The sequence below is a fragment of the Frankia sp. CgMI4 genome, from assembly GCF_001756285.1.
Lineage (GTDB): Bacteria > Actinomycetota > Actinomycetes > Frankiales > Frankiaceae > Frankia > Frankia casuarinae.
Map to the genome: position 1 here is coordinate 95,406 of NZ_MAQZ01000003.1, position 20,168 is coordinate 115,573.

A 20,168-nucleotide genomic window follows, 5' to 3' on the forward strand; every position below is an offset into this window, starting at 1 on the left:
GCTCGGTAAAACCCGCGCCCGGGCCGGCTCGTCTCTCGCACGGTCGAAAGAGCGGCTTACCGGACCCTGCCGACGTAGTAGCTGCTGCTGTAGATGGGCTGTAGGTTGACATTTCGTCGAGTTTGTGGCGCGGCCCACATATAGCCGTTGCCTGCGTAGATGCCCAGGTGGGTGATGTTGCCGGGAGTCCCGAAGAAGATGAGGTCGCCGGGCTTCTTCCCGGACCTGGGGATGCGCACCGTGGCCTGGAACTGCTGCTGGCCGGCCCCTGGTCCGCACCCGAGTTGCACATGCCGCACGGCTCGGACGCCGTACACCGACCACCGCACCGCCGGACCCTTGTTGACGATGTCGACCCGATCCAGCCCCAGAGAAACTGCGACAGCACGGCTCGCCGTGGTCTCCTCCCCGGCGTCGTCGAGCCAGCAAGGAGCTATGATCATGGTGTTGCGCGGCAGGGACCTTCGGATCCAGCAGGCTTGAGAGGAGACGCGATGATTCAGGATCGCGGTCCTTCCCTTCGTCCCCGATGCCGACGACCCGTACGGCATCGGGGACGGCTCGTCGACGCCCTGCTGTCCGGCAGCTACCTCGCCCTCACCCATGCCACTGTCGACTTCGACCCGACCCTGCTGGCGGCGACCGAGACCTATCGGCAACGCGGCATCCCACGCAGCCACGCAGCCGCGCCGAGGTGGAACGTTTCCTGGCTGGCCTGGAACTCGTCGAGCCGGGCGTGCAGGTCGTGCATCGCTGGCGGCCGGACGACACCACGCCGAAAGACGTCACCGACGCCCAGGTCAACAACTACGGCGCCGTAGGCCGCAAACCGTAACGTCCCTCCGATCGGCCCCGATGCTGGYGGTACCCACCTCCAGAGAAGCTGTGTCTCCCCAGATCACCTCTGGGGAGACACAACGAGGAAACCCTGGCGAACTTCGGCGCTTCGCCGCTGGGGCGGATCACTACCAGCGTGGGCGCACCGGTCCACCCGTGAAGAACCGGAGCAGGTCGCCGAGGATCCACTCAAGATCCAAATTGGGTTCCGGCTCGACTGGCGGTCCGGCCAGTCGAGCACCGGGGTGAACGGTGCGGTCGGTCACTGGATACCTCGATCAGACGGCGACCGACCTGAACGGGGCGCTCCTCCCCAGGCCGGTGATACGCGCGCGGAACGGGGCAGGCAGATGGATCACATCAGGCCTACTACTCGGCCGTAGGCGCCCACCGGGTCGTCCTGGCTGGGTGGGTCCGGGTGGCGGTGCTCGGGGAGGGCGGACAGCTCCGGCCGGTAGACGACCAGCCTRCCCGCGCGTTCCCGCTTGGCCGCGTACATGGCCAGGTCGKCCTGGTGCAGCAGGCTGTCGGGACTGGCCGGCCGGGTGGTGGAGCCGTCGAGCGTGACTAGGCCGAAGCTGGCCCGCGGGGTGTAGATCTGCCCGGCCAGCAGGCACGGCTCCTGGACTGCCATCGCGAGCCGCTCACCCACCTTCCGGGCGTCGACGCCGCCGCTGCCGAGAATGATGGCGAACTCGTCCCCGCCGAGCCGGGCGACGGTGTCCACCGCGCGGGTGTCCGCCCGCAGTCGCTCCGCGCTGATTTTGAGGAGTTCGTCCCCGGCGGCATGGCCGAGCGTGTCGTTCACCAGCTTGAACCCGTCGAGATCCAAAAACAGGACGGACACCGTCCCGGAGTCGCCGGCGTGGCAGGCGTCGGGGTTGTCGGGGTTGTCGGGGTCGTGGGTGAGGGCTCGTTGCAGCCGCCGAGTGAACAGCGCCCGGTTCGCCAGGCCGGTCAACGGGTCGTGGAACGCCTGATGGTGAAGCTGCCGTGCGCGCTGGCGTACCTCGGCCAACAGTCGGTTACTCTCCGCCAGGGTGACCATCTGCCGGACCAGCGCCACCAGCAGCAGTCCGACCATGCCGTACGCCTCGAACCGGTCGAGCTGCGCACCGGTCGACAGTTTGCCCAGGATCAGCAGGCCGGCCGCACCGAGCACGGCGTAAGGCAGCACGGCGTGCGCCCACACCGCCCGGGGGCCGCCCGGGGTGAGGCTGTCGGTCGTGAGGCTGTCGGTCGTGAGGCTGTCGGTCGTGAGGCTGTCGGGTGTGGGGTTGTCCGGGTGCGTGCGCGCCGGTAGCAGAGCGGCAAGGAAGATCATCATAAAGGCGAGGGTGAATCCGATCATGGCCCAGGGGGGAAGGTGGTGGCTGTCCGGCGCGGTGCTGTAGACGGAGATGTTGCTGGTGAGTCCGTCGATCAGCAGGCCCGTGCTGAGCAGTACCGACGCCGCCGGGGAACGCGGCCGGCGGAAGCAGGTGATCAGCAGCACCGCCGTGGCGAGGATCAGGCTGGCGACCGGGTGGAGCAGGGCGGCCAAGAGCTGGATGGGGTCGGGCGGGCCGRCCGGGACGAGCGCGGCGAGAGTCGTCCCCCACGCCAGCAGGATGATCGAGCCGACGATCAGCACACAGTCCAGCAGGGTGATCGTATGCCAGCGGTATCCGCTGTGTCGCGCGGTCCTGGTGTTCTCGCCCTGGCCTTCCACCGGTGCGGTGGGTAGGGACAGCAGCCCGGCCAGGGCCACCCCGTAGAGAACGAGGAAGATGGCATAGCTCGGGGACATGCGGCCAGTCAGGAAGCCGCCGGMGAGGAACGTCGCCGCCGTCGCGAGGTTGGCGACCAGCACGCCGCCAGCGGCGAGGCGGGCGAACCGCCGGCGGCGCTCCGTCCCGCGAACCTGCCGGGCGGTCCGGAAGCAGGCGGCCGCAGTGGCCAGTTGGGCAGCGGCGTCGAGGAAAATCGACGCGATTCGGGGGGTCTCCGGATTTACGACCAGTTTTCCCCAGGTCTTGCCGGATTCGGCTGGCCGCTGCGGGGCAAGTTCCCGAGTCCTCGTCTGGAAGAACTCGACGGCGGGCGTCCTCGCCAGCGTGTACCACCTATCGTGGGTGATCGGGTATACGGGGGTCATTATTTCTCCTTGGCGGGGTGTCAACCCGGATCGCCGTATTGCGTGCACAGCCAGCGACGATCATGACGGTTGGCGGTCGACGAAACACCGCGCCTGATCGTGCAGTGCTGTCACCGTCTTGACCTGCGTGACAGGTTCACCGTCCGTCGCATACAGGTCGGTGAGCGTGTCAGCGTTGTCGACGTTGACAAGGGTTCCCATCGGCTTTCCGCTGCCTTGTTGTATGAAGTGAGTCACAGCCTTGCAGTCGGTGGGGGGTGGTGCACCACCCCTCCGGGTAGTCAATAGCTGGAAATCGGGTGGTCAGTGTCCTGAGCGAAGCCACTCTTCCCGGAGATCCTGGTTTAGATCTTCTTTTTTTATGCGKAGCGTGGCGAGAAGCATGGGCGGTGGTCGAATCCGAGCTCCCGCCACCGTCGAAAGACCGGCGGGCACCACCTCAAGGGCACGAACGTCCACGTCCGCCGACGGTGCTCCCGTTGCTGACGGTGTTGGTGCGGCTCGCCTGCGTGCAGGACCGGGATGGCGGCCGGCCGCCGCTGGCTGGCCGCCCCTGGCTACCCACCCGGCGATCGCCGGACGGGAAAACCACGGGTTCACCCGTGAATGGACATGAACCTAAAGTTTTGGTATCGCGCCTGGACTGGGCGGTTCGGGTGCGTGGAGCCGGCGTTGCGGCGGTGGGGACGTTCCCATTTCCGTAGCCGGGTGTGGGTGGGAAAGGCGACGGGATCTGCCGGGCCGGGCCCGTTTCCAGCGGCCGCCTTCTCCAGGGTCGGGCCTTCTCCAGGGTTGCTGTGGATGGTGCCTGCCCGTGCCGTTAGGGTGCTCGTCAGTGGCATCCGAGTGGCATCCGAGTGGCGAGCGGATGTCCGAGTGGCAAGGGGATGGAGGAGCGGTGACGGAAACACGGGACCCGGCGTGGGTAGCGACGACGGGGGACCGGGAGCCGGTGAACCTGCGGATGGATCTTCCTCATACGGCCCGGATGTATGACTACTACCTGGGCGGGAAGGACAACTTCCCGGCCGACCGGGAGGCCGCCGAGCAGGTCATCGCCGCGTTCCCCAACGCCCGCGTCACGGCCCGGGAGAACCGGGCGTTCATGACGCGGGCGACCCGGTTTCTGGCCGGGGAGGTCGGGATCCGCCAGTTCCTGGATATCGGTACCGGCATCCCCACCAGCCCGAACCTGCACGAGATCGCCCAGGGCCTCGCCCCCGACACCCGGGTGGTTTACGTCGACAATGACCCGATCGTGCTCACCCACGCCCGCGCGTTGCTGACCAGCACCCCGCAGGGGCGCACCRCCTACCTCGACGCCGACCTGCGCGACCCTGACGGGATCCGCGCTGCCCCGCAGCTGCACAGCACTCTTGACCTCACTCGGCCGATCGCCCTGTCCGTCGTCGCGATCTTCCATTTCATCCCCGACGCGGATGATCCCTACGGGATCGTGCGTCGGCTCCTCGACGCGTTGCCGTCGGGGAGCTATCTTGTCCTCACCCACGGCACCGGAGATTATGATCCGGACGCGGAACGGGCGGCGGAAGCCTACCGGCAGAAGGGGATGTCGGTGCAGCCCCGCAGCCGATCCGAAGTCGAACGTTTCTTCGACGGGTTGGAGCTGGTCGACCCCGGGGTTCAGGTCGTTCACCGCTGGCGGGCCGACGGCAGCGCCRTCGAGGAGCTGACCGACGCGCGGGTCAGCATCTACGGCGGCGTTGCCCGCAAGCCGTAGCACACCATCCGGGCMAGGGCAGGTCTGAACCCGTCAGGCCGCGCAACATCCAGACATCCAGACGTGCCTACCCATAACAAGATCTACAAGATGCCTGAATGCTTACGCGCAACGCCCGGGCGGGCCGAGGGCTGTACGCCGGTGACCGCGAACCGCTCGACCACTACCGCTCGCCGTTGATCCATGGCTCCGGTCAGACCGGAAACTCGGTCCTCGCCGGCTCTGTGGCCACGTGCGACAGGTGTTCGCCCCACCGGCGCGCGCGGTCGATCTCCCCTGGTGCGAGTGCGTTGTCCTTCGTCACGAAGAAGCTCTCCGGCGGGCAAACCTGTCGCGCTCCGTGCCGGCGCAGCAGCCGGTGAATGCGCTTTGACGCCCGGCCAGTCAAGATCGAGGGCCCGTGTGCGCGCGTATCGAACGCTGCCGCATACCCCTCGATCACGCCGCAGCGGGCGAACCATTCCCGCAGTCCGGGGCCTTCTGCGCCGGGCTCGAGCGCCACACCGCTCGGTGGCTTCCGAGCGATCTCGCCGGCCGACGTACGGCTGGCCGGACGGCTCATGCCGTGCACATGCGTGGGACCGCCCACGACGACGACGTCGGCACCGCTGATCACCTCAGGATTTGCGTCACGCACCGGGATGACGACTACCTCATGGAGCGGGCCGATGCCATCCGCAATCGCCTGGCCAATCTGCCTCGTGTTCCCGAACATCGACTCGTACACAACAACAACCCGCATGGCGAAATGCCTCCTCGGATTCACTTACGGCGATGACCCGCAAACGCCGCCGCCTCGGGATCCGACGTTGCCGCTGCCTCGGGAGCCGACGTTGCCGCCGCGTCGCGGGAGGCAGCATCCGCATAGTTCCCTTCGTCTCCTCTTCGCCGTGACCGGCCAAGATCCGGCCCGGGCCTCCACGCCTTGTGCTCCTCAGTGGTCCCCAGCGGGGGCAGCATCCACCGGTGCGAAGGTCCCGGCCAAGCAGAGCACTGATGCCCGGTGGCCTCGCCCAACCGGTCATAGCGCGGCGGTGGGACTGAGCAGGATCGCGGACATCCTTCACGGTCCGCGTCGATGCCCATACAGTGAGCGCCTGATCAAACGTGTGCCCGGCTGGAGCGATTCCGCCTACGGCTACGCAGATCGTCCTGTTCYGCGCGCACCCACCACGCCGTCACGGCCGTCCGCCCGTGCCCGAGGAGTGAGAGGAGCAGAAGGCACGCCGCAGCGACCGGTTAACTGTCCCGGTCCCTGATCAGTCGTTGCCGCCTGTCGTGCGGCGGGTGCTGAGCAGGCGCTCTTCCAGCCAGGCCCATCCTTCGGGGCGACGGTGCCAGCGGTGCCAGTCCCACAGCACCCCGTGCACCCGCGGGCCCTGTTTGATGACCGCCAGCACCGCGACGCGGGTGCCTTCGGAGACAACCATCTCGGGGAACTCGCGAACCGCGCCGTCGGCGGTCCGGAACGATATGCCGCCGCTGCCGAACGGACCGGCGACCATGTCAGCCAGCTCCCCGACCGCTCCTTCGACGCGCGGGATCTCGACGGTCGCCGCCCCTCGATGGGGAACGTCACCGATCGCGACTAGTTCCCCCGTGTCGTGGAACCATTCCAGGTGCGCGACCCTCGACGCGAGGGCAGCAGCGACCGGGTCGGGCACCTGCCAGTTACCGAAATTGGTGATGAAACTGGTCGGGCGCCGCTCGTCGGCAGCGAGGAAGTCGTTGATCCCCCAGATCTCGACGTCCGCGCCTGCGACGGGCAGATGGGAAAGTGGTCCCCCGCCGGTATTCGCGGTCACCCTGCCTCCTCACGGCGCCGTTGCTCGATCCTCAGTTTGCCAGTTGCCAAAGCACGTTCCGCGCCGCCCCCTGCCGCGATGCGTTCCGGCCGGGTCGCGAGTCTGTTCTGGCGACCGTCGTAGGACGTCGTAGGACGCCGCCCGGCACGAGACACCACGGAGGAGACCATGACGACCACACCGGACGGCCCGGCCACAGCGCTGCCTGGCCGCCCGCCCGTCGTTGACCTGACTGCCTGGCAGACCGCCCGTGACGAGCTTCTGGTCCGCGAGAAGGCCCACACCCGCRAGGGCGACGCCCTCGCCGCGGYCCGCCGCCGGCTGCCGATGGTGGAGCTCGACGGGACGGTCGAGGTCGTCGGGCCCGACGGCCCGGTCCCGTTCCTGGACTTGTTCCAGGGCCGCGACGAGCTAGTGGTCTACAAGCACATGTGGTATGACGGCGCGCCGCACCAGGGGCAGTGCGAGGGCTGCACCACTACGGCCTGGCACCTGAAGGACGCCGTCTACCTCAACGCCCGCGGCGTCTCGTTCGCCATCCTGACCACGGGCCGTTGGGACGAGGTGGCCTCCTACGTTGAGTTCATGGGCTACACCCAGCCCTGGTACTCGGTGCGCGACGTGGACGGGCCGGTCGGCGGCAGCATGGGTTACATCACCTGCTTCCTGCGCGACGGCGACCGCGTGTTCCTCACCTACTCCACGACGGGCCGTGGCAACGAGCCGGTCAACGGGTCCCTCGGCCTGCTCGACATGACGCCCTACGGCCGCGGCGAGGCATGGGAGGACAACCCCGAGGCCTGGCCCGAGGGGCGCAGCTCGTGCTGGTTCTGGCGCTCGGACGCGGACGGGAACGCCACCTGGGGCCCGACCAGCCGCCCCGTGCCGCAGTGGACCCGCCCCGGCGCGACCCCCGTGGAGACCCTCGGTCGGCACGGCCACCACCACTGACGCGCCTTCGTCGACGGTGTCGGCAGGAAGCGCCCGTTGAGCGTTTCTATGCTGGCGTGCGTCTTAACGAGGATGAACAGGAGAAAATCCGCGCGGGGCTGCGGACGGAGCTTGACACTCGTCGGCGGGTGCGGCGAGCTGTACCAGCTGTCCGGACCGCAGGTGCAGCGCATGAGTAACCAGGCTTTCTTCACGAAGCTCTTGGCAGAGGTCGAAGAGGACGAGGYGGTCGTAACCGGCGTACGCCTCCGCGAGCCCTACGCCACGCTGACAGGAGAGGCGTTTCGGCGGGCGGTGGCCGGGGGTGGTGGCCGCSCCGGGCATGAGCCGGGCTGGGACAGTGACAAGCCCGGTCTGGCCGCGGACACAAGCCTCGGCCACGATCTGGACCCTGTTGGGGATCTTGGTCGTGGCCAAGGCTTGACCGTGACCAAGGTTCGAAAACGATCTATCTGGTACCCCGGGTGGGATTCGAACCCACACTGTCGGTGGTTTGAGCACCGTCTCTCTGCCGTTGGAGTACCGGGGCCGGCGGGTGGAGCGTGTTGGATCAGACGGAACAGGGGCGAGTTGGCGCAAGTGGAACGGGCGGAGGAACCGGGCGGGACGAGGGCGAGGAGATCGCCGTCGAACCTGGCCGGAACCGCTCCTTGAAGACTCTATCCGGGTAGGGTGCGTTTCGACCTCCCGCCCTCCGTGTCCGGGGCGGGACGGCCCCCCGATCGTCCGTCCTGCCACACTAGGGACGCACCTCCGAGACCAGGAGTCCGACTCGATGAGCCACCCCTCCTCGAACCCGCGCCGGGTTCTGATCGCCGAGGACGAAGCGCTGATCCGGCTCGACCTCAGGGAGATGCTCCAGGAGGAGGGCTATGAGGTGGTCGGGGAGGCGGGCGACGGCGAGATGGCCGTCAACCTCGCCGGCAAGCTCCGCCCCGACCTGTGCATCCTCGATGTGAAGATGCCGAGGATGGACGGCATCGAGGCCGGTGCGAAGATCGCCAAGGACCGTATCGCTCCCGTCGTCATCCTCACCGCCTTCAGCCAGCGGGAGCTGGTGGAACGTGCCCGTGAGGCCGGCGCCATGGCCTACGTGGTCAAGCCGTTCCAGAAGAAGGACCTGCTGCCCACGATCGAGATGGCGATGAGCCGCTTCACCGAGATCGTGAGCCTTGAGGCCGAGGTGGAGGACCTGCAGGGGCGCCTGGAGGCCAGGAAGATCATCGAGCGGGCCAAGGGCGTGCTGCAGACCGAGCACGGCATGACCGAGCCGGATGCCTTCCGCTGGATCCAGCGCACCTCGATGAACCAGCGCCGGACGATGCGGGCGGTCGCCGAGGCCGTGCTGTCGGGTGAGGCGTTGCCGGGCTCGTGACCTCCGTGTCCGTGACCTTCGCGTCCGTGACCTTCGTGTCCGTGATCCCGGAGGCCGGGTGAGCGATTCGTCGCGGACGTCTCTCGCGTCGATGACCGGTTCGATCGGGCGGTGGACCCGGGCCAGATCGCGCACCGGTCGCGGACGCGTGGCGCTTGCGGCTCTCGCCGTCCTGGTCCTCGCGGTGCCCTCGGTCCTGGGGCTCACGCTGGCCGCCAGCCTCGGCGCAGGCGATGACGCCGGTGGCGGCGCTGGCGCCAGAGCCGCCACCGGCGTCACCCGGGTCGCCACCCTCGGTGTGATGGCGCCGCTGTCCGGGGATCTCTCCACGGACGGGGTGAGCGCGCGCAACGCCGTCGCGCTCGCGGTCGACGAGGCCAACAAGTCCGGGGCCGTCCCGGGCTGGCGCATCGAGCTGTCCGCCCACGACGACCTGTCCCGTCCGGACGGGGGAGCGCAGGCCGTGGACGCCTTCGTGGCGAACAATCATGTCATCGGCGTGGTCGGGCCGCTGAGCTCACTCGTAGCGAAGGTGTCCCTGCCCACGCTGAGCGCCGCTGGCATCCCCGTCGTCTCCCCGTCGAACGCGGACCCGACGCTGACCGACTCCGGTTCCCGGCCGCGCACCCGGCCCTTCCCGTCCTACTTCCGCCTGGCCGGAACGGACGAGCGCCAGGCCCGGGTCGCAGCCGAGTACGCGGTCAGGACGCTCGGCCGCAGGCGTATCGTCGTCGTTGACGGCGAACCGAGATACGGCACGACCCTGGGCGCCCGCTTCGCGGCGCGCGCCGCCGCTCTCGGCGCGTCGGTGACATCGGTGTACCAGGTCCGGGGGGACGAAGCGGACGGATCCGAGATCGCCGACACCGCGCGGGCGATCGAGGAGGACGCCCCCGATCTGGTCTACGTCTCGACGGGTGCGGCCTTCGCCGGGAAACTGCGGGCCCGGCTCGCCGACGCGGGGACGTCGATCCAGGTAGTGGGTTCGGACGCGTTGCTCCAGCCCCGCTACACCGACGAGGCGAGGTCGGCAGCCGACGGCGATCTGATCATCGGTCCGCTGGTCCCGCCGACCCGGCTGCCGTCCTCGGGTGCCTTCGTCGCGGACTACTCCGACCGTTTCGGGGGACCGGCGGATGACGAGGGCAGTACCCGTCCCGGGGCCTCGGGCGGCGTGGAATCGCCTGGCGCGAGTGGGCGGTCGAGTGGGACTCTGGGCCCGCGGGGCCAGGAGGACCCTGCGGACCTGCGGAGCCAGGAGGATCCAGCGGAGACCGCCTCGCCCGGCCGGGGCGCCACCACCACCCCGAGGGTGGTCCACGGCACCTCGGCACCGGTATCGGCACCGGGGCCGGGCCTGGAGGAGGGGCCCCACGGGCCCCCGGCCGCCGGTACCCGCGGTACGTCCGGGGTGAACGACCCCGCCGCGGAGCTGGAGCTGCGGCGGGCCGAGGCCATCCCCGCGGTCGCGGCCTATGCGTACGACGCCGCCAGGGCGATCATCCGCGCAGCGGCCACGGTGCTGCCGGGCCGGACGACCGTGGACGCGGCCACCAGACACGACCTCGTGACGGCGATCGGAAGCGGCTCGTTCGCGGGGATCACCGGCTCCGTCGCCTTCGACCGCTGGGGGGACACCCGATCGCCCACGGTCGTGCTCTACACGGTACTCGGCGGCAGATTCGTCCCGTTGAAGACGGAGAACTGACCGACCGGCGGTGACGTGTCGGCGGCTGCCGTAATGGCTGCGGCGGCTGCGGCAACCGACATCCTCCGACCGGGCCGTTGCGGGTTCTGCCGGGTCGTTCGCTTCTCCGATCGGGTCGTTTGCTTTCGGACTCACCGGCGAAACCCCCTTCAAGTTACGACACGCTCACGTTGCGCTTCCCTTCCACTCCTCCGAAGGTTACGTTTTCGTCACTATCCGCTGTCGATCGGTTGCCGATGATGCGGTGGCGGACCGGGTCCTGACGCCGAGGGTGTCGGTAGCGGCAGCGATGTGCTGTGGGAGGGCGTGTCATGACGGGTCCTGGACGGCGAGGGGGCGTGCCCCGACCGAGCGTGACGCGGTGGGGGGCCCTCGGATCCGTGGGTGTGCTGACAGCCGCGGCCGYCCTYGCCGGCTGCGGCGGTGGTTCGTCCGGTGACGACGGGAAAAAGGAATACGCCATCGGTTTTCAGGGGCCGCTCTCCGGCGACAACCAGCAGCTCGGCATCAACGCCTACGACGGGGTGCTGACCGCTGTCGAGCTAGCGAACCGGCGCAAGGATCTGCCGTTCAGGCTGCGCCTGGTCGCCTCGGACGATCAGGGTATGGCCGAGCAGGGGCCCACCGCCGCGCAGAAACTGATCGACAATCCGGAGGTCATCGGCGTCGTCGGCCCCGTCTTCTCCGGACCGACGAAGTCGAGTGAGCCGCTCTACAGCGGGGCCGGGCTGCTGTCGGTCAGCCCGTCGGCCACCAATCCGGCGCTCACCGATCTCGGGTTCACCAGCTTCTACCGGGTCATCGCACCGGACACCGTGCAGGGATCCGCCGCCGCGGAATACCTTGCCAAGGTCGTGAAGGCGGACAAGGTCTACTCTCTCGACGACCGGAGCGAATACGGCACCGGCTTGTCCGGAGCGCTCGAGAAGGCCCTGACCGGCCGTGGCATCCGCGTGATCCACGACGGCATCAATCCGACGAAGGACTACACGTCCCAGGCCACGAAGATCCTCGCCGAGAATCCGGACGCMGTGTACTATTCTGGCTACTATGCGGAACTCGCGTTGCTGACCAGGGCGCTGCGCAGCAAGGGGTACACCGGGAAGGTCGTCAGCGGCGACGGCGCGAACGACGACCAACTCATCCACCAGGCCGGTGCCGGCAACGCCGAGGGAACGCTGCTGACCTGCCCCTGCGGTGACCCGAACAGCGATCCCGCGGCGGCGGGGTTCGTCGCCGACTACAAGACGATCAACGCCGACGCGCGGCCTGGAACCTATTCCGGCGAGGCTTATGACGCCACGAACGCCGTCATCGAGGTGCTGCGCCGGCTCGGTAGCGGCGCGACGCGGGAGGCCGTGCTCGCCCGGTTCGGCTCGGTCGACATTCCTGGCGTCACCAAGCGCATCAGATTCCGGAAGAATGGTGAGGTCGAGGGCTCGACGGTCTACGTGTACGAGGTCCGGGCCGGGAAACGGGCCGTGCTCGGCCCGGTCAGCTCCCTCGTCAGACCGTAACCGGCGGACCTGCCCGGCCGGCGGACCTGCCCGGCCGGCGGACCTGCCCGGCCGGCGGAGCGACGTGGTCGACGCATCGGTCCGCCCGCTCGCGGCGAAACTGTCCGACCCACGGCCTAAACTCGCCGCGTGTCCGTCACCACTTCGTCCCCCACCTCGTCTCCGTCCGGGAGCCGCTCGGCAGCGTCCGCCACTGGGGCCACTGGGGCCACTGCGGCCACTGCGGCCGGCCCGGCCGTGTCCTCGCCGAGTCCCGCGCCATCGAGCCCCGCGAAGTCGACCCCGGCAACGCCCCGGTTGTTGCTGCTTGATGGGCACTCGCTGGCCTACCGTGCCTTCTACGCGCTGCCGGTGGAGAACTTCTCCACCACCACGGGCCAGCCGACGAACGCGGTGTACGGATTCACCTCCATGCTCATCAACGTCCTGCGCGACGAGCGGCCGACCCATGTCGCCGTGGCGTGGGACCTGCCGACCCCGACCTTCCGGCACACCCAGTACGCCGAGTACAAGGCCGGTCGGGGCGAGACCCCGGCCGACTTCGTCGGCCAGGTCAGCCTCATCCACCAGGTGTGCGACGCCCTCGCGGTGCCGGGGGTCAGCGCGCCGGGATACGAGGCCGACGACGTGATCGCCACGCTCGCGACCCTGGGCGCGGCCGAGGGGATGGACRTGCTGGTCGTCACGGGTGACCGTGACGCGCTGCAGCTGGTCGACGAGCGGGTGACGGTGCTGATGACCCGCAAGGGCATCAGTGACATGGTCCGCTTCACCCCCGACGAGGTGCAGGCGAAGTACGGCCTGTCCCCAGTGCAGTACCCGGACTTCGCGGCCCTGCGCGGGGATCCCTCCGACAACCTGCCGTCGGTGCCGGGGGTGGGGGAGAAGACCGCCACCAAGTGGATCCAGCAGTTCGGCTCGCTGGCCGAACTGGTCGACCATGCCGACGAGATCGGCGGGAAGACCGGGGCGTCGCTGCGCGCCCACCTGTCCGAGGTCATCCGCAACCGTTCCCTGACGGAGCTGTCCCGTGACGTGCCGCTCGACGTCGTCCCCGCCGGCCTGCGGATGCGGCCCTGGGACCGGGAGGCCGTCCACCAGCTGTTCGACACGCTGCAATTCCGGGTGCTGCGGGAGCGGCTCTACGCGGCCCTCGCGATCGCGCCGCCTCCCGCCGACGAGGGGTTCGAGATCGAGCTGACCGTGCTCGGGCCGGGCGAGGTGGCCCGGTGGCTCGCCGAGCACGCCCACAGGGTCGGCCGTACCGGCCTGCACGCCCGGGGCACCTGGGGGCGCGGCACCGGTGTGCTCGCCGGTCTCGCGCTGGCCGCGGCCGGCGGTGCCGCGGCCTGGATCGACCCGACGCTGCTCACCCCCGCGGACGTGGCGGCGCTGGGCGCCTGGCTCGCCGATCCGAACCAGCCGAAGGCCGCCCACGACGTGAAGGGGCCGATGCTGGCCCTGACCGAGCTTGACCTGCCGCTCGCCGGCGTCACCAGCGACACCGCGCTCGCGGCCTATCTGGCTCTGCCCGGCCAGCGGTCCTTCGACCTGGCCGATCTCGTCGCCCGGTACCTGCATCGCGACCTGTCCGCCGACCCCGTCCCGGGCGGCCAGCAGCTGACCCTCGACGGCTCCGGCGAGGCCGACCAGGCGCACGCGGACGCCGTGCGGGCCCGGGCCTGCCTCGAGCTCGCCGACGCCCTCGACGCGGACCTCGAACGCCGCTCCGCCGCCACCCTGCTGCGGGACATCGAACTCCCGCTGGTCACGGTCCTGGCCGGCATGGAGCGGGCCGGCATCGCCGTGGACTCCGAGCACCTGACCGAGCTGCAGAAGCACTACGGCGGCGAGGTCAGCGCGGTCGCCGCGCAGGCCCACGAGATCGTCGGCCGGCCGTTCAACCTGGGCTCCCCCAAGCAGCTGCAGCAGATCCTCTTCGACGAGCTGGGCCTRCCCAAGACCAAGAAGATCAAGACCGGTTATACCACGGACGCCGACGCCCTCGCCTGGCTGGCGGTCCAGTCCGACCATCCGCTCCTGCCGGTGCTGCTGCGGCACCGCGACGTGGCCCGCCTCAAGACGGTCGTCGACTCGCTGATCCCCATGATCGACGATATTGGGCGCATCCACACCACGTTCAACCAGACGATCGCCGCGACCGGCCGGCTTTCCTCCGCGGACCCGAACCTGCAGAACATCCCGATCCGGACGGCCGAGGGGCGCCAGATCCGCCGGGCCTTCGTCGTCGGCGCGGGCTACGAGACGCTGCTGACGGCGGACTACTCGCAGATCGAGATGCGGATCATGGCTCATCTTTCGGGTGACGAGGGCCTCATCGAGGCGTTCGGCTCCGGCGAGGACCTGCACACCTTCGTGGCCGCCGAGGCGTTCGGCCTGCCGGTCTCCGAGGTCGACCCGGAGCTGCGCCGGCGGATCAAGGCGATGTCGTACGGYCTGGCCTACGGGTTGTCCGCGTTCGRCCTCGCCGGGCAGCTCGGCATCGCGCCGGACGAGGCCCGGGAGCACATGGACGCCTACTTCGCCCGGTTCGGCGGGGTCCGCGACTTCCTGCGTGGGGTCGTGGAACGGGCCCGCAAGGACGGCTACACCGAGACGATCCTCGGCCGCCGTCGCTACCTGCCCGATCTGACCAGCGACAACTCCCAGCGGCGGCAGATGGCCGAGCGGATGGCGTTGAACGCGCCGATCCAGGGTTCCGCCGCGGACATCATCAAGATTGCGATGTTGGGGGTCGACCGGGCGCTGTGTGCCGGGGGGTACGCCTCCCGGCTGCTGCTCCAGGTGCACGACGAACTCGTCCTCGAGATCGCGCCCGGCGAGCACGATGCGGTCGAGCGGCTGGTCCGGGCCGAGATGACCTCCGCGTACACCATGTCGGTGCCGCTCGACGTGAGCGTCGGCGCCGGCTGCACCTGGGACGACGCGGCGCACTGAGTGTTCCTGTTACTGAGTGTTCCTGTTACCGAGCGTTCCTGTACCCGGATGTCATTTTTGTGCCGAATTACTCCGCTGGCTTCCCGGATTTTCCGTCGTCTCCGGTATCAGTCGAGGAATTGTACCGAACCGTGAAATTGCATCGGTGCCGGGAAGCTGCTGGCTATGATGTYGGTCACGCCGGATCGACGGCTATGTTGGAAGGAAGCCTGACCCGGCCCTGTCGCCGTCGTGCACCGTGATCTCTCGGATGCGGGGTCGTTGCGACACCCGGAGCGACGTCCCGTTCGGTGCGGTTCGTCCCTGTTCGGTCCGCCTGATCCGCTCGGTCCGTTCGGTCGGGCTCATCGCGGGTCAGTGCGGGAGGAAGCGGTTTTTGATCAGCGGGCGTACGTTCGCCGGCCGTCGGCGTTTTCTCGTGGTCACCCCTGCGATCGCGGCGGTGCTCTTCCTGCTCGCCGGGTGCATTCCGGGCTCCCCGGGTTATCTGCGCTGGGGAAACTGGCTGGGTCTGGTGGTCGCGGTCGGTAACGCCGTCGTCGGGCTGGTGGCCAACCCGAGAGGGCGCTGGATTCCGCCCGTCGCCGTCGCCTCGCTCGCCGCCGCGCTCGCCTTCGCGCTGGCGAGCGCGGCGCCCGGCCGGAACGCGGACACATACCTGACCTGGTTCCCGGTGCTGTGCGCCTATGCCGCCCTGGTCCCCGTCGGCTGGGCCGTCGCCGGCACCGCGGCCGTCTGCGCTGCCGTCGTCGCCGGCGTCACCGCCCACGGCGGACTGGCCGAGGCCGCCGCGCCCATGTTCTCCACCATCGCCGCCGTCATGCTCGTGGGCGCGGTGGCGAAGGCCCTGTTCCGTGAGGGCCTGCTGCAGAACCGTTCCGATCCCCTCACCCGCCTGGCCAACCGGGGCGGGACGATGGAAATCGGGCAGTCCGCCGTTGCGAAGATCAATGCCGCGGGGAACGAGGCTGTCCTCGTCCTGGTGGACCTCAACCGGTTTCACGAGGTCAACGATGCGCTCGGTCACCTCGGCGGCGACCAGCTGCTGAGGATGATCGCTGAGACGTTGCCGACCCTGACCCCGAGGCCGGTGTTCGTCGGTCGGGCCGGCGGGGACGAGTTCGCGCTGGTGTTCCGCGGGCCCGAGATCATCCCGGCGCCGCCCGCTTCATCCGTCTCATCTGCCTCGCCCCCCTCATCCACCTCATCTGCTTCACCTGTCTCGCTCGGCCCGTCGGGCGCGCCKGCCGTCCGCGGCCCCCTGCCCGCGGCCATAGCCGCCGGGCGGCGGCGCACCCTGGGCCGGCGGGTCCTCCGCCAGATCCAGGGGCCCTTTCAGGTCTGCGGGGTCGACGTCGAGGTGGACGCCTCGGTGGGCATCGCGGTGGCCCCCCGCGACGGCGCGACCATGGCCACCCTGATGAGCTGCGCCGATGCGGCCCTGCTGCGGGCCAAGCGGGTCGGGGAGAGCGTGGGCCTGTGGGATGCCGGCATCGCCGGGGTGCGGCCCGAGGAGATCGCGTTGAACGCCCAGTTGCGCGCCGCGATCGGCCGCGACGAGCTCGTCCTGTACTACCAGCCGGTCCAGTCAGCTCGGACCGGTGGGATCGTCGGTGCCGAGGCGTTGCTGCGGTGGCGACATCCGAGCCGTGGGCTGCTCCCCCCCGGCGAGTTCCTGCCGATCGCCGAGCGGTCCCCCCTGATCGCGGACCTGACCCGGTGGGTTCTCGACGAGGCACTGCGGCAGTGTRCCGCCTGGGACGCGGGGGGCCTGCACCTGCCGGTGTCGGTCAATCTCTCCCCCCGGATGCTGGTGATCGACGATCTTCCCCGGGTGGTCTCGGACTCGATCGCCGCGCACCGGCTGGCCCCCGACGTCCTCACCCTGGAGATCACCGAGAGCGCCCTGGTCACCCAGCCCGCGCGTGCGGCGACGATGCTGGGTCAGTTGCGCTCCCACGGCGTGGCGCTCTCCCTCGACGACTTCGGCACCGGGTATAGCTCGATGGAGATCCTCAAGACGTTGCCGTTTGACGAGGTCAAGATCGACCGGGGGTTCGTCACGGACGTCCGGGGGAGCCTGCCCGACGCCGCGATCGTGCGTTCCGTGCTCGATCTGGGACATCGCCTGGGGCTGCGGGTCGTCGGTGAGGGCATCGAGGACGAACGGACCCTGACGATGATGGTCGACTTCGGCTGCGATCTGCTGCAGGGAGAGGCGATCTCGCCTCCGCTGCCGGCGGAGCGCGTCCGCGAGCTGCTGCGGACCCGGGCCGCGAAGGCGGGCAAGGTGGTCCCGGGCGGTGACGTTCGATGTCGCCGGGCGTGATGGTCCGAATTACCCGGYTGCGCTGACCTGCCCGGCTGCGCTGACCTGCCCGGATACGCGGACGACGATGCCGACGGCCTGCCACGCCTCGGAGACGGCCTTCCGCGCGTCCGCACCGAACAGCAGGCCGGCCTGGTGCACGGTCACCGAGGCGAATGCACGGAACGTCGTGTTCGGCCGGATCTGCGGTGCGCGCAGGGTCTCGTACCAGATGCGGCCGGCCTTCTCCCAGGCGTATCCGCCGAGAGCCGTCGCGGCGAGGTAGAACGCCTTGTTCGGGATGCCCGAGTTGATGTGGACGCCGCCGTTGTCGGCGGTCATCCGGACGTAGCGGTCCATGTGGTCCGGCTGGATGTCGTCGCCGAGTACCGGATCGTCGTAGGCGGTCCCGGGGGYCTTCATCGACCGCAGCGCGACGCCTTGGACGGCGTCTGTGAGCAGCTCGTCGCCGATCAGCCAGTCGGCCTGCTCGGCGGTCTGGCCGCGGACGTACTGCTTCACCAGGGAACCGAAGACGTCGCTGATCGACTCATTGAGCGCGCCGGACTGGTTCACATACATCAGCGCCGCCTCGTCCTCGGTGACGCCATGGGTCAGTTCATGACCGATGATGTCGAGCGACGCCGTGAAACGCTTGAACAGCTCGCCGTCGCCGTCGCCGAACACCATCTGGCGGCCGTTCCAGAAGGCGTTCTCGTAGTGGTCGCCGTAGTGCACGGTGGCGAGCAGAGCCATCCCCTCGTCATCGATGGAGCTCCGGCCTAGGACGTCGGAGTAGAACGCGAACGTCGAGCCCAGGYCGTCGTAGGCCTCGTTGACCGCCGCGTCGTCGATCGCGGCGCCACCCTCCTCGCGAACCATCGCACCCGGCAGGATCTCGGTGCCGCCCGCGTCGCTGACGGTACGCCGCGGGCCGGTCTCGGGCGCCGGGCGCGGTGGGACGGCACCGCGCCGCGTCGAGCGCATCAGGGCGTTGTGCACCCGGATGGTGCGATRAGAGGTGTCCTGGAGCAGGGTGGACAGGGCCCGGGAACGCTGCTCCTCGGTGCCGTTGCGGACAATGCGTTCGAGGATGTGGGGTGGGACCGCGCAGGGCAGGGCGTGGCGGGGGCAGGGCATCGTCGACTCCGTAGCGTGAGATGATCGCCGGTGGATTCCCGCGGGYGTCGACGGCCGCGGATGACCCCGGAGTCACCGACCTTGCTACCTGCGACACAGGATGTCCAGAGAGTGCCGGTCCACCGCCTTCTTCTGGCTAGCCGGAAACGTTCCGTTACCACCCTATCCGCGATGCCGGCCGGGCGACCAGCCGGACGATGGGCCGGGCGGGGAACCGGATGCAGTGCGGAGCCGACCCCGACGGCGCAGGAGCGTCCGCGCCCCCAGCTGGATGATCGCCAACGTGAGGCTGCCGAGGATCAGGAAGGTCATGTTCTCGTCGAGCCAGGTGACGACGCCGTGCATCCATGGCGTCACGGCACGCGCCGCCGTCAGGTAGAGGGCCGAGGACAGCAGGGAGCCGGGAACCAGGAAGCGCAGGAACCGGCGCAGCGGGACGTCGCCGGCGCCGAGCGCCGCGTCCACCGCCGCGTTGGTGTTCAGCAGGCAGAACCACAGCAGCGGGCGCTGGGTGCCGCGGCGGGACAGCGCCGCCACGACGCGGCCGGTGCTGATGCGCCGTAGGAGCACCGAGCGGATGTTGTTGCGGGCCAGACCGAAGTAGCCGACGTCGATCAGCCCGCGGAAAAACGCGGCGATCAGCAGGGCGGGAACGAACGGCACCGTGCCGCCGACCAGCAGCAGGATCGCCCACGTGGGTCGCAGCGCAACGAGCAGCAACGGTGCCGAACCGGCGAGCGCCGGTGCCAGCGCGAGGCCGAGGGCACCGAGACCGAGCAGCGTGCCGGTGAGCAGGGCCGGCCAGAGCCGGTGCGCGACCGGGGCAACCTCCATCCGCACAGTCTGCCAAGTACGCGAGCTGCCAAGTACGCGAGCTGCCAAGTACGCGAGCTGCCAAGTACGCGAGCTGCCAAGTACGCGAGCTGCCAAGTACGCGAGGGCGCAGCCGGGCGGACCGGCTGGGTGGCTGGCTCCGGGAGCTGGCAGACTCGGCGATGTGTTCACAGTAGGTCTGACGGGTGGCATTGGTTCGGGCAAGAGCGCGGTGTCAGCGTGCCTCGCGGCCCGGGGCGCCTTGCTGATCGACGCCGACCAGGTCGCCCGGGACGTGGTGGCGCCCGGCACCCCGGGGCTCGCCGCGGTCCTGGCGGAGTTCGGCACCGAACTGGCGAACGCGGACGGCGGCCTGGACCGCGAGGCGCTCGGCCGGATCGTGTTCGCCGATCCCGCCGCCCGCGGCCGGCTCGAAGCGATCGTCCATCCGCTGATCCGCGAGGAGACGGCGCGGCGCATGGGGGAGGTGTCACCGAGCGGAATCGCCGTGCACGACATCCCGCTGCTCGTCGAGGTGCACGCCGAGGGCACCTACGACGTGGTGCTGGTCGTCGAGGCGCCGCGGGAGCTGCGGCTGCACCGCCTCGAGGGCCGCGGCCTGCCCCGCGACCAGGCGCTGGCGCGGATGGCGAACCAGGCCACGGACTCCCAGCGCCGGGCCGCTGCCGACATCGTGGTGGACAACGGCGGGAGCCTGGACGACCTCGACGCCCGCATCGAGGAGGTCTGGCAGGATCTGCTGGCCCGCCGCGACGCCAAGGCCACCGCCAAGGCCACCGCCAAGGCCGAGACCGTCGCCAGCGGCACGGATACTGCCGCCAGCGGCACGGACACCGCCGCCCCAGCCGGCTGATCGT

The 20,168-nt window shown here is 69.6% G+C and carries 14 protein-coding genes, 1 tRNA gene and 2 pseudogenes; 9 read left to right on the plus strand and 8 right to left on the minus strand.

Features of this window, described 5'->3' with window-relative positions:
- Nucleotides 1–56 precede the first annotated feature (56 nt).
- Nucleotides 57–260: pseudogene (locus Manayef4_RS23730) on the minus strand (NlpC/P60 family protein); the annotation flags it as partial.
- Between the two features lie 244 nt (nucleotides 261–504).
- Between Manayef4_RS23730 and Manayef4_RS22230 the strand changes: the two are divergent.
- A pseudogene (locus Manayef4_RS22230) lies at nucleotides 505–835 on the plus strand (SAM-dependent methyltransferase); the annotation flags it as partial.
- A gap of 357 nt (nucleotides 836–1,192) precedes the next feature.
- Here Manayef4_RS22230 and Manayef4_RS01495 read toward each other — a convergent pair.
- Together Manayef4_RS01495 and Manayef4_RS24670 are read right to left on the minus strand one after the other, a co-directional pair.
- Nucleotides 1,193–2,974, minus strand: a complete 1,782-nt coding sequence (locus Manayef4_RS01495) for a GGDEF domain-containing protein (protein ID WP_070130383.1) — start codon at nucleotides 2,972–2,974, stop codon at nucleotides 1,193–1,195.
- A gap of 60 nt (nucleotides 2,975–3,034) precedes the next feature.
- Nucleotides 3,035–3,175: a hypothetical protein gene (locus Manayef4_RS24670; protein WP_023840896.1), complete on the minus strand. Its 141-nt coding sequence runs from the start codon at nucleotides 3,173–3,175 to the stop codon at nucleotides 3,035–3,037.
- A 697-nt stretch (nucleotides 3,176–3,872) separates the two neighbouring features.
- Here Manayef4_RS24670 and Manayef4_RS01500 point away from each other — a divergent pair.
- Nucleotides 3,873–4,715 carry an SAM-dependent methyltransferase gene (locus Manayef4_RS01500; RefSeq protein ID WP_070130384.1) on the plus strand — a complete coding sequence of 281 codons (843 nt, stop codon included), beginning with the start codon at nucleotides 3,873–3,875 and terminating at the stop codon, nucleotides 4,713–4,715.
- A gap of 193 nt (nucleotides 4,716–4,908) precedes the next feature.
- Here the strand turns inward: Manayef4_RS01500 and Manayef4_RS01505 are convergent, their stop codons facing one another.
- Nucleotides 4,909–5,457, minus strand: coding sequence for a flavodoxin family protein (locus tag Manayef4_RS01505; protein ID WP_011436054.1), 549 nt, complete (start codon nucleotides 5,455–5,457; stop codon nucleotides 4,909–4,911).
- Nucleotides 5,458–5,974: 517 nt separating this feature from the next.
- Entirely contained in the window at nucleotides 5,975–6,520 is a 546-nt protein-coding gene (locus tag Manayef4_RS01510; RefSeq protein WP_011436055.1) for a hypothetical protein, read from the minus strand.
- A gap of 168 nt (nucleotides 6,521–6,688) precedes the next feature.
- On the opposite strand from Manayef4_RS01510, the gene Manayef4_RS01515 reads away from it, so the two are divergent.
- Nucleotides 6,689–7,471 carry a DUF899 domain-containing protein gene (locus Manayef4_RS01515; RefSeq protein ID WP_070130385.1) on the plus strand — a complete coding sequence of 261 codons (783 nt, stop codon included), beginning with the start codon at nucleotides 6,689–6,691 and terminating at the stop codon, nucleotides 7,469–7,471.
- A gap of 453 nt (nucleotides 7,472–7,924) precedes the next feature.
- On the opposite strand, the gene Manayef4_RS01520 is transcribed toward Manayef4_RS01515, so the two are convergent.
- Nucleotides 7,925–8,000 (minus strand) — tRNA-Leu (locus tag Manayef4_RS01520).
- Nucleotides 8,001–8,246: 246 nt separating this feature from the next.
- On the opposite strand from Manayef4_RS01520, the gene Manayef4_RS01525 reads away from it, so the two are divergent.
- From Manayef4_RS01525 to Manayef4_RS01545, 5 genes are all read left to right on the plus strand, one after another.
- Complete coding sequence (locus tag Manayef4_RS01525) at nucleotides 8,247–8,846, plus strand: response regulator (protein ID WP_011436057.1); 600 nt, start codon at nucleotides 8,247–8,249, stop codon at nucleotides 8,844–8,846.
- A 148-nt stretch (nucleotides 8,847–8,994) separates the two neighbouring features.
- On the plus strand, nucleotides 8,995–10,554 hold the full coding sequence (locus Manayef4_RS01530) for a branched-chain amino acid ABC transporter substrate-binding protein (protein ID WP_235186897.1): 1,560 nt from the start codon (nucleotides 8,995–8,997) through the stop codon (nucleotides 10,552–10,554).
- 311 nt (nucleotides 10,555–10,865) lie between these two features.
- Nucleotides 10,866–12,071: a branched-chain amino acid ABC transporter substrate-binding protein gene (locus Manayef4_RS01535; RefSeq protein WP_175443293.1), complete on the plus strand. Its 1,206-nt coding sequence runs from the start codon at nucleotides 10,866–10,868 to the stop codon at nucleotides 12,069–12,071.
- Between the two features lie 237 nt (nucleotides 12,072–12,308).
- Nucleotides 12,309–15,029, plus strand: a complete 2,721-nt coding sequence (polA, locus tag Manayef4_RS01540; protein WP_070130387.1) for a DNA polymerase I — start codon at nucleotides 12,309–12,311, stop codon at nucleotides 15,027–15,029.
- A 376-nt stretch (nucleotides 15,030–15,405) separates the two neighbouring features.
- Nucleotides 15,406–17,358, plus strand: a complete 1,953-nt coding sequence (locus Manayef4_RS01545) for a bifunctional diguanylate cyclase/phosphodiesterase (protein ID WP_254665407.1) — start codon at nucleotides 15,406–15,408, stop codon at nucleotides 17,356–17,358.
- Nucleotides 17,359–17,367: 9 nt separating this feature from the next.
- Here Manayef4_RS01545 and Manayef4_RS01550 read toward each other — a convergent pair whose 3' ends face one another.
- Both Manayef4_RS01550 and Manayef4_RS01555 read right to left on the minus strand, forming a co-directional pair.
- Nucleotides 17,368–18,477, minus strand: coding sequence for a M4 family metallopeptidase (locus Manayef4_RS01550; RefSeq protein WP_070130389.1), 1,110 nt, complete (start codon nucleotides 18,475–18,477; stop codon nucleotides 17,368–17,370).
- Nucleotides 18,478–18,639: 162 nt separating this feature from the next.
- Complete coding sequence (locus Manayef4_RS01555; RefSeq protein ID WP_011436063.1) at nucleotides 18,640–19,311, minus strand: hypothetical protein; 672 nt, start codon at nucleotides 19,309–19,311, stop codon at nucleotides 18,640–18,642.
- A 163-nt stretch (nucleotides 19,312–19,474) separates the two neighbouring features.
- Between Manayef4_RS01555 and coaE the strand changes: the two genes are divergently transcribed.
- Nucleotides 19,475–20,164: a dephospho-CoA kinase gene (gene coaE, locus Manayef4_RS01560; RefSeq protein WP_011436064.1), complete on the plus strand. Its 690-nt coding sequence runs from the start codon at nucleotides 19,475–19,477 to the stop codon at nucleotides 20,162–20,164.
- Nucleotides 20,165–20,168: the final 4 nt, after the last annotated feature.

Excerpts from the sequence above, each read along its gene's own strand:
- Manayef4_RS01505 (WP_011436054.1), bottom strand. The coding sequence starts at position 5,457 with ATGCGGGTTGTTGTTGTGTACGAGTCGATGTTCGGGAACACGAGGCAG.
- Manayef4_RS24670 (WP_023840896.1), bottom strand. The coding sequence starts at position 3,175 with ATGGGAACCCTTGTCAACGTCGACAACGCTGACACGCTCACCGACCTG.
- Manayef4_RS01555 (WP_011436063.1), bottom strand. The coding sequence starts at position 19,311 with ATGGAGGTTGCCCCGGTCGCGCACCGGCTCTGGCCGGCCCTGCTCACC.
- Manayef4_RS01525 (WP_011436057.1), top strand. The coding sequence starts at position 8,247 with ATGAGCCACCCCTCCTCGAACCCGCGCCGGGTTCTGATCGCCGAGGAC.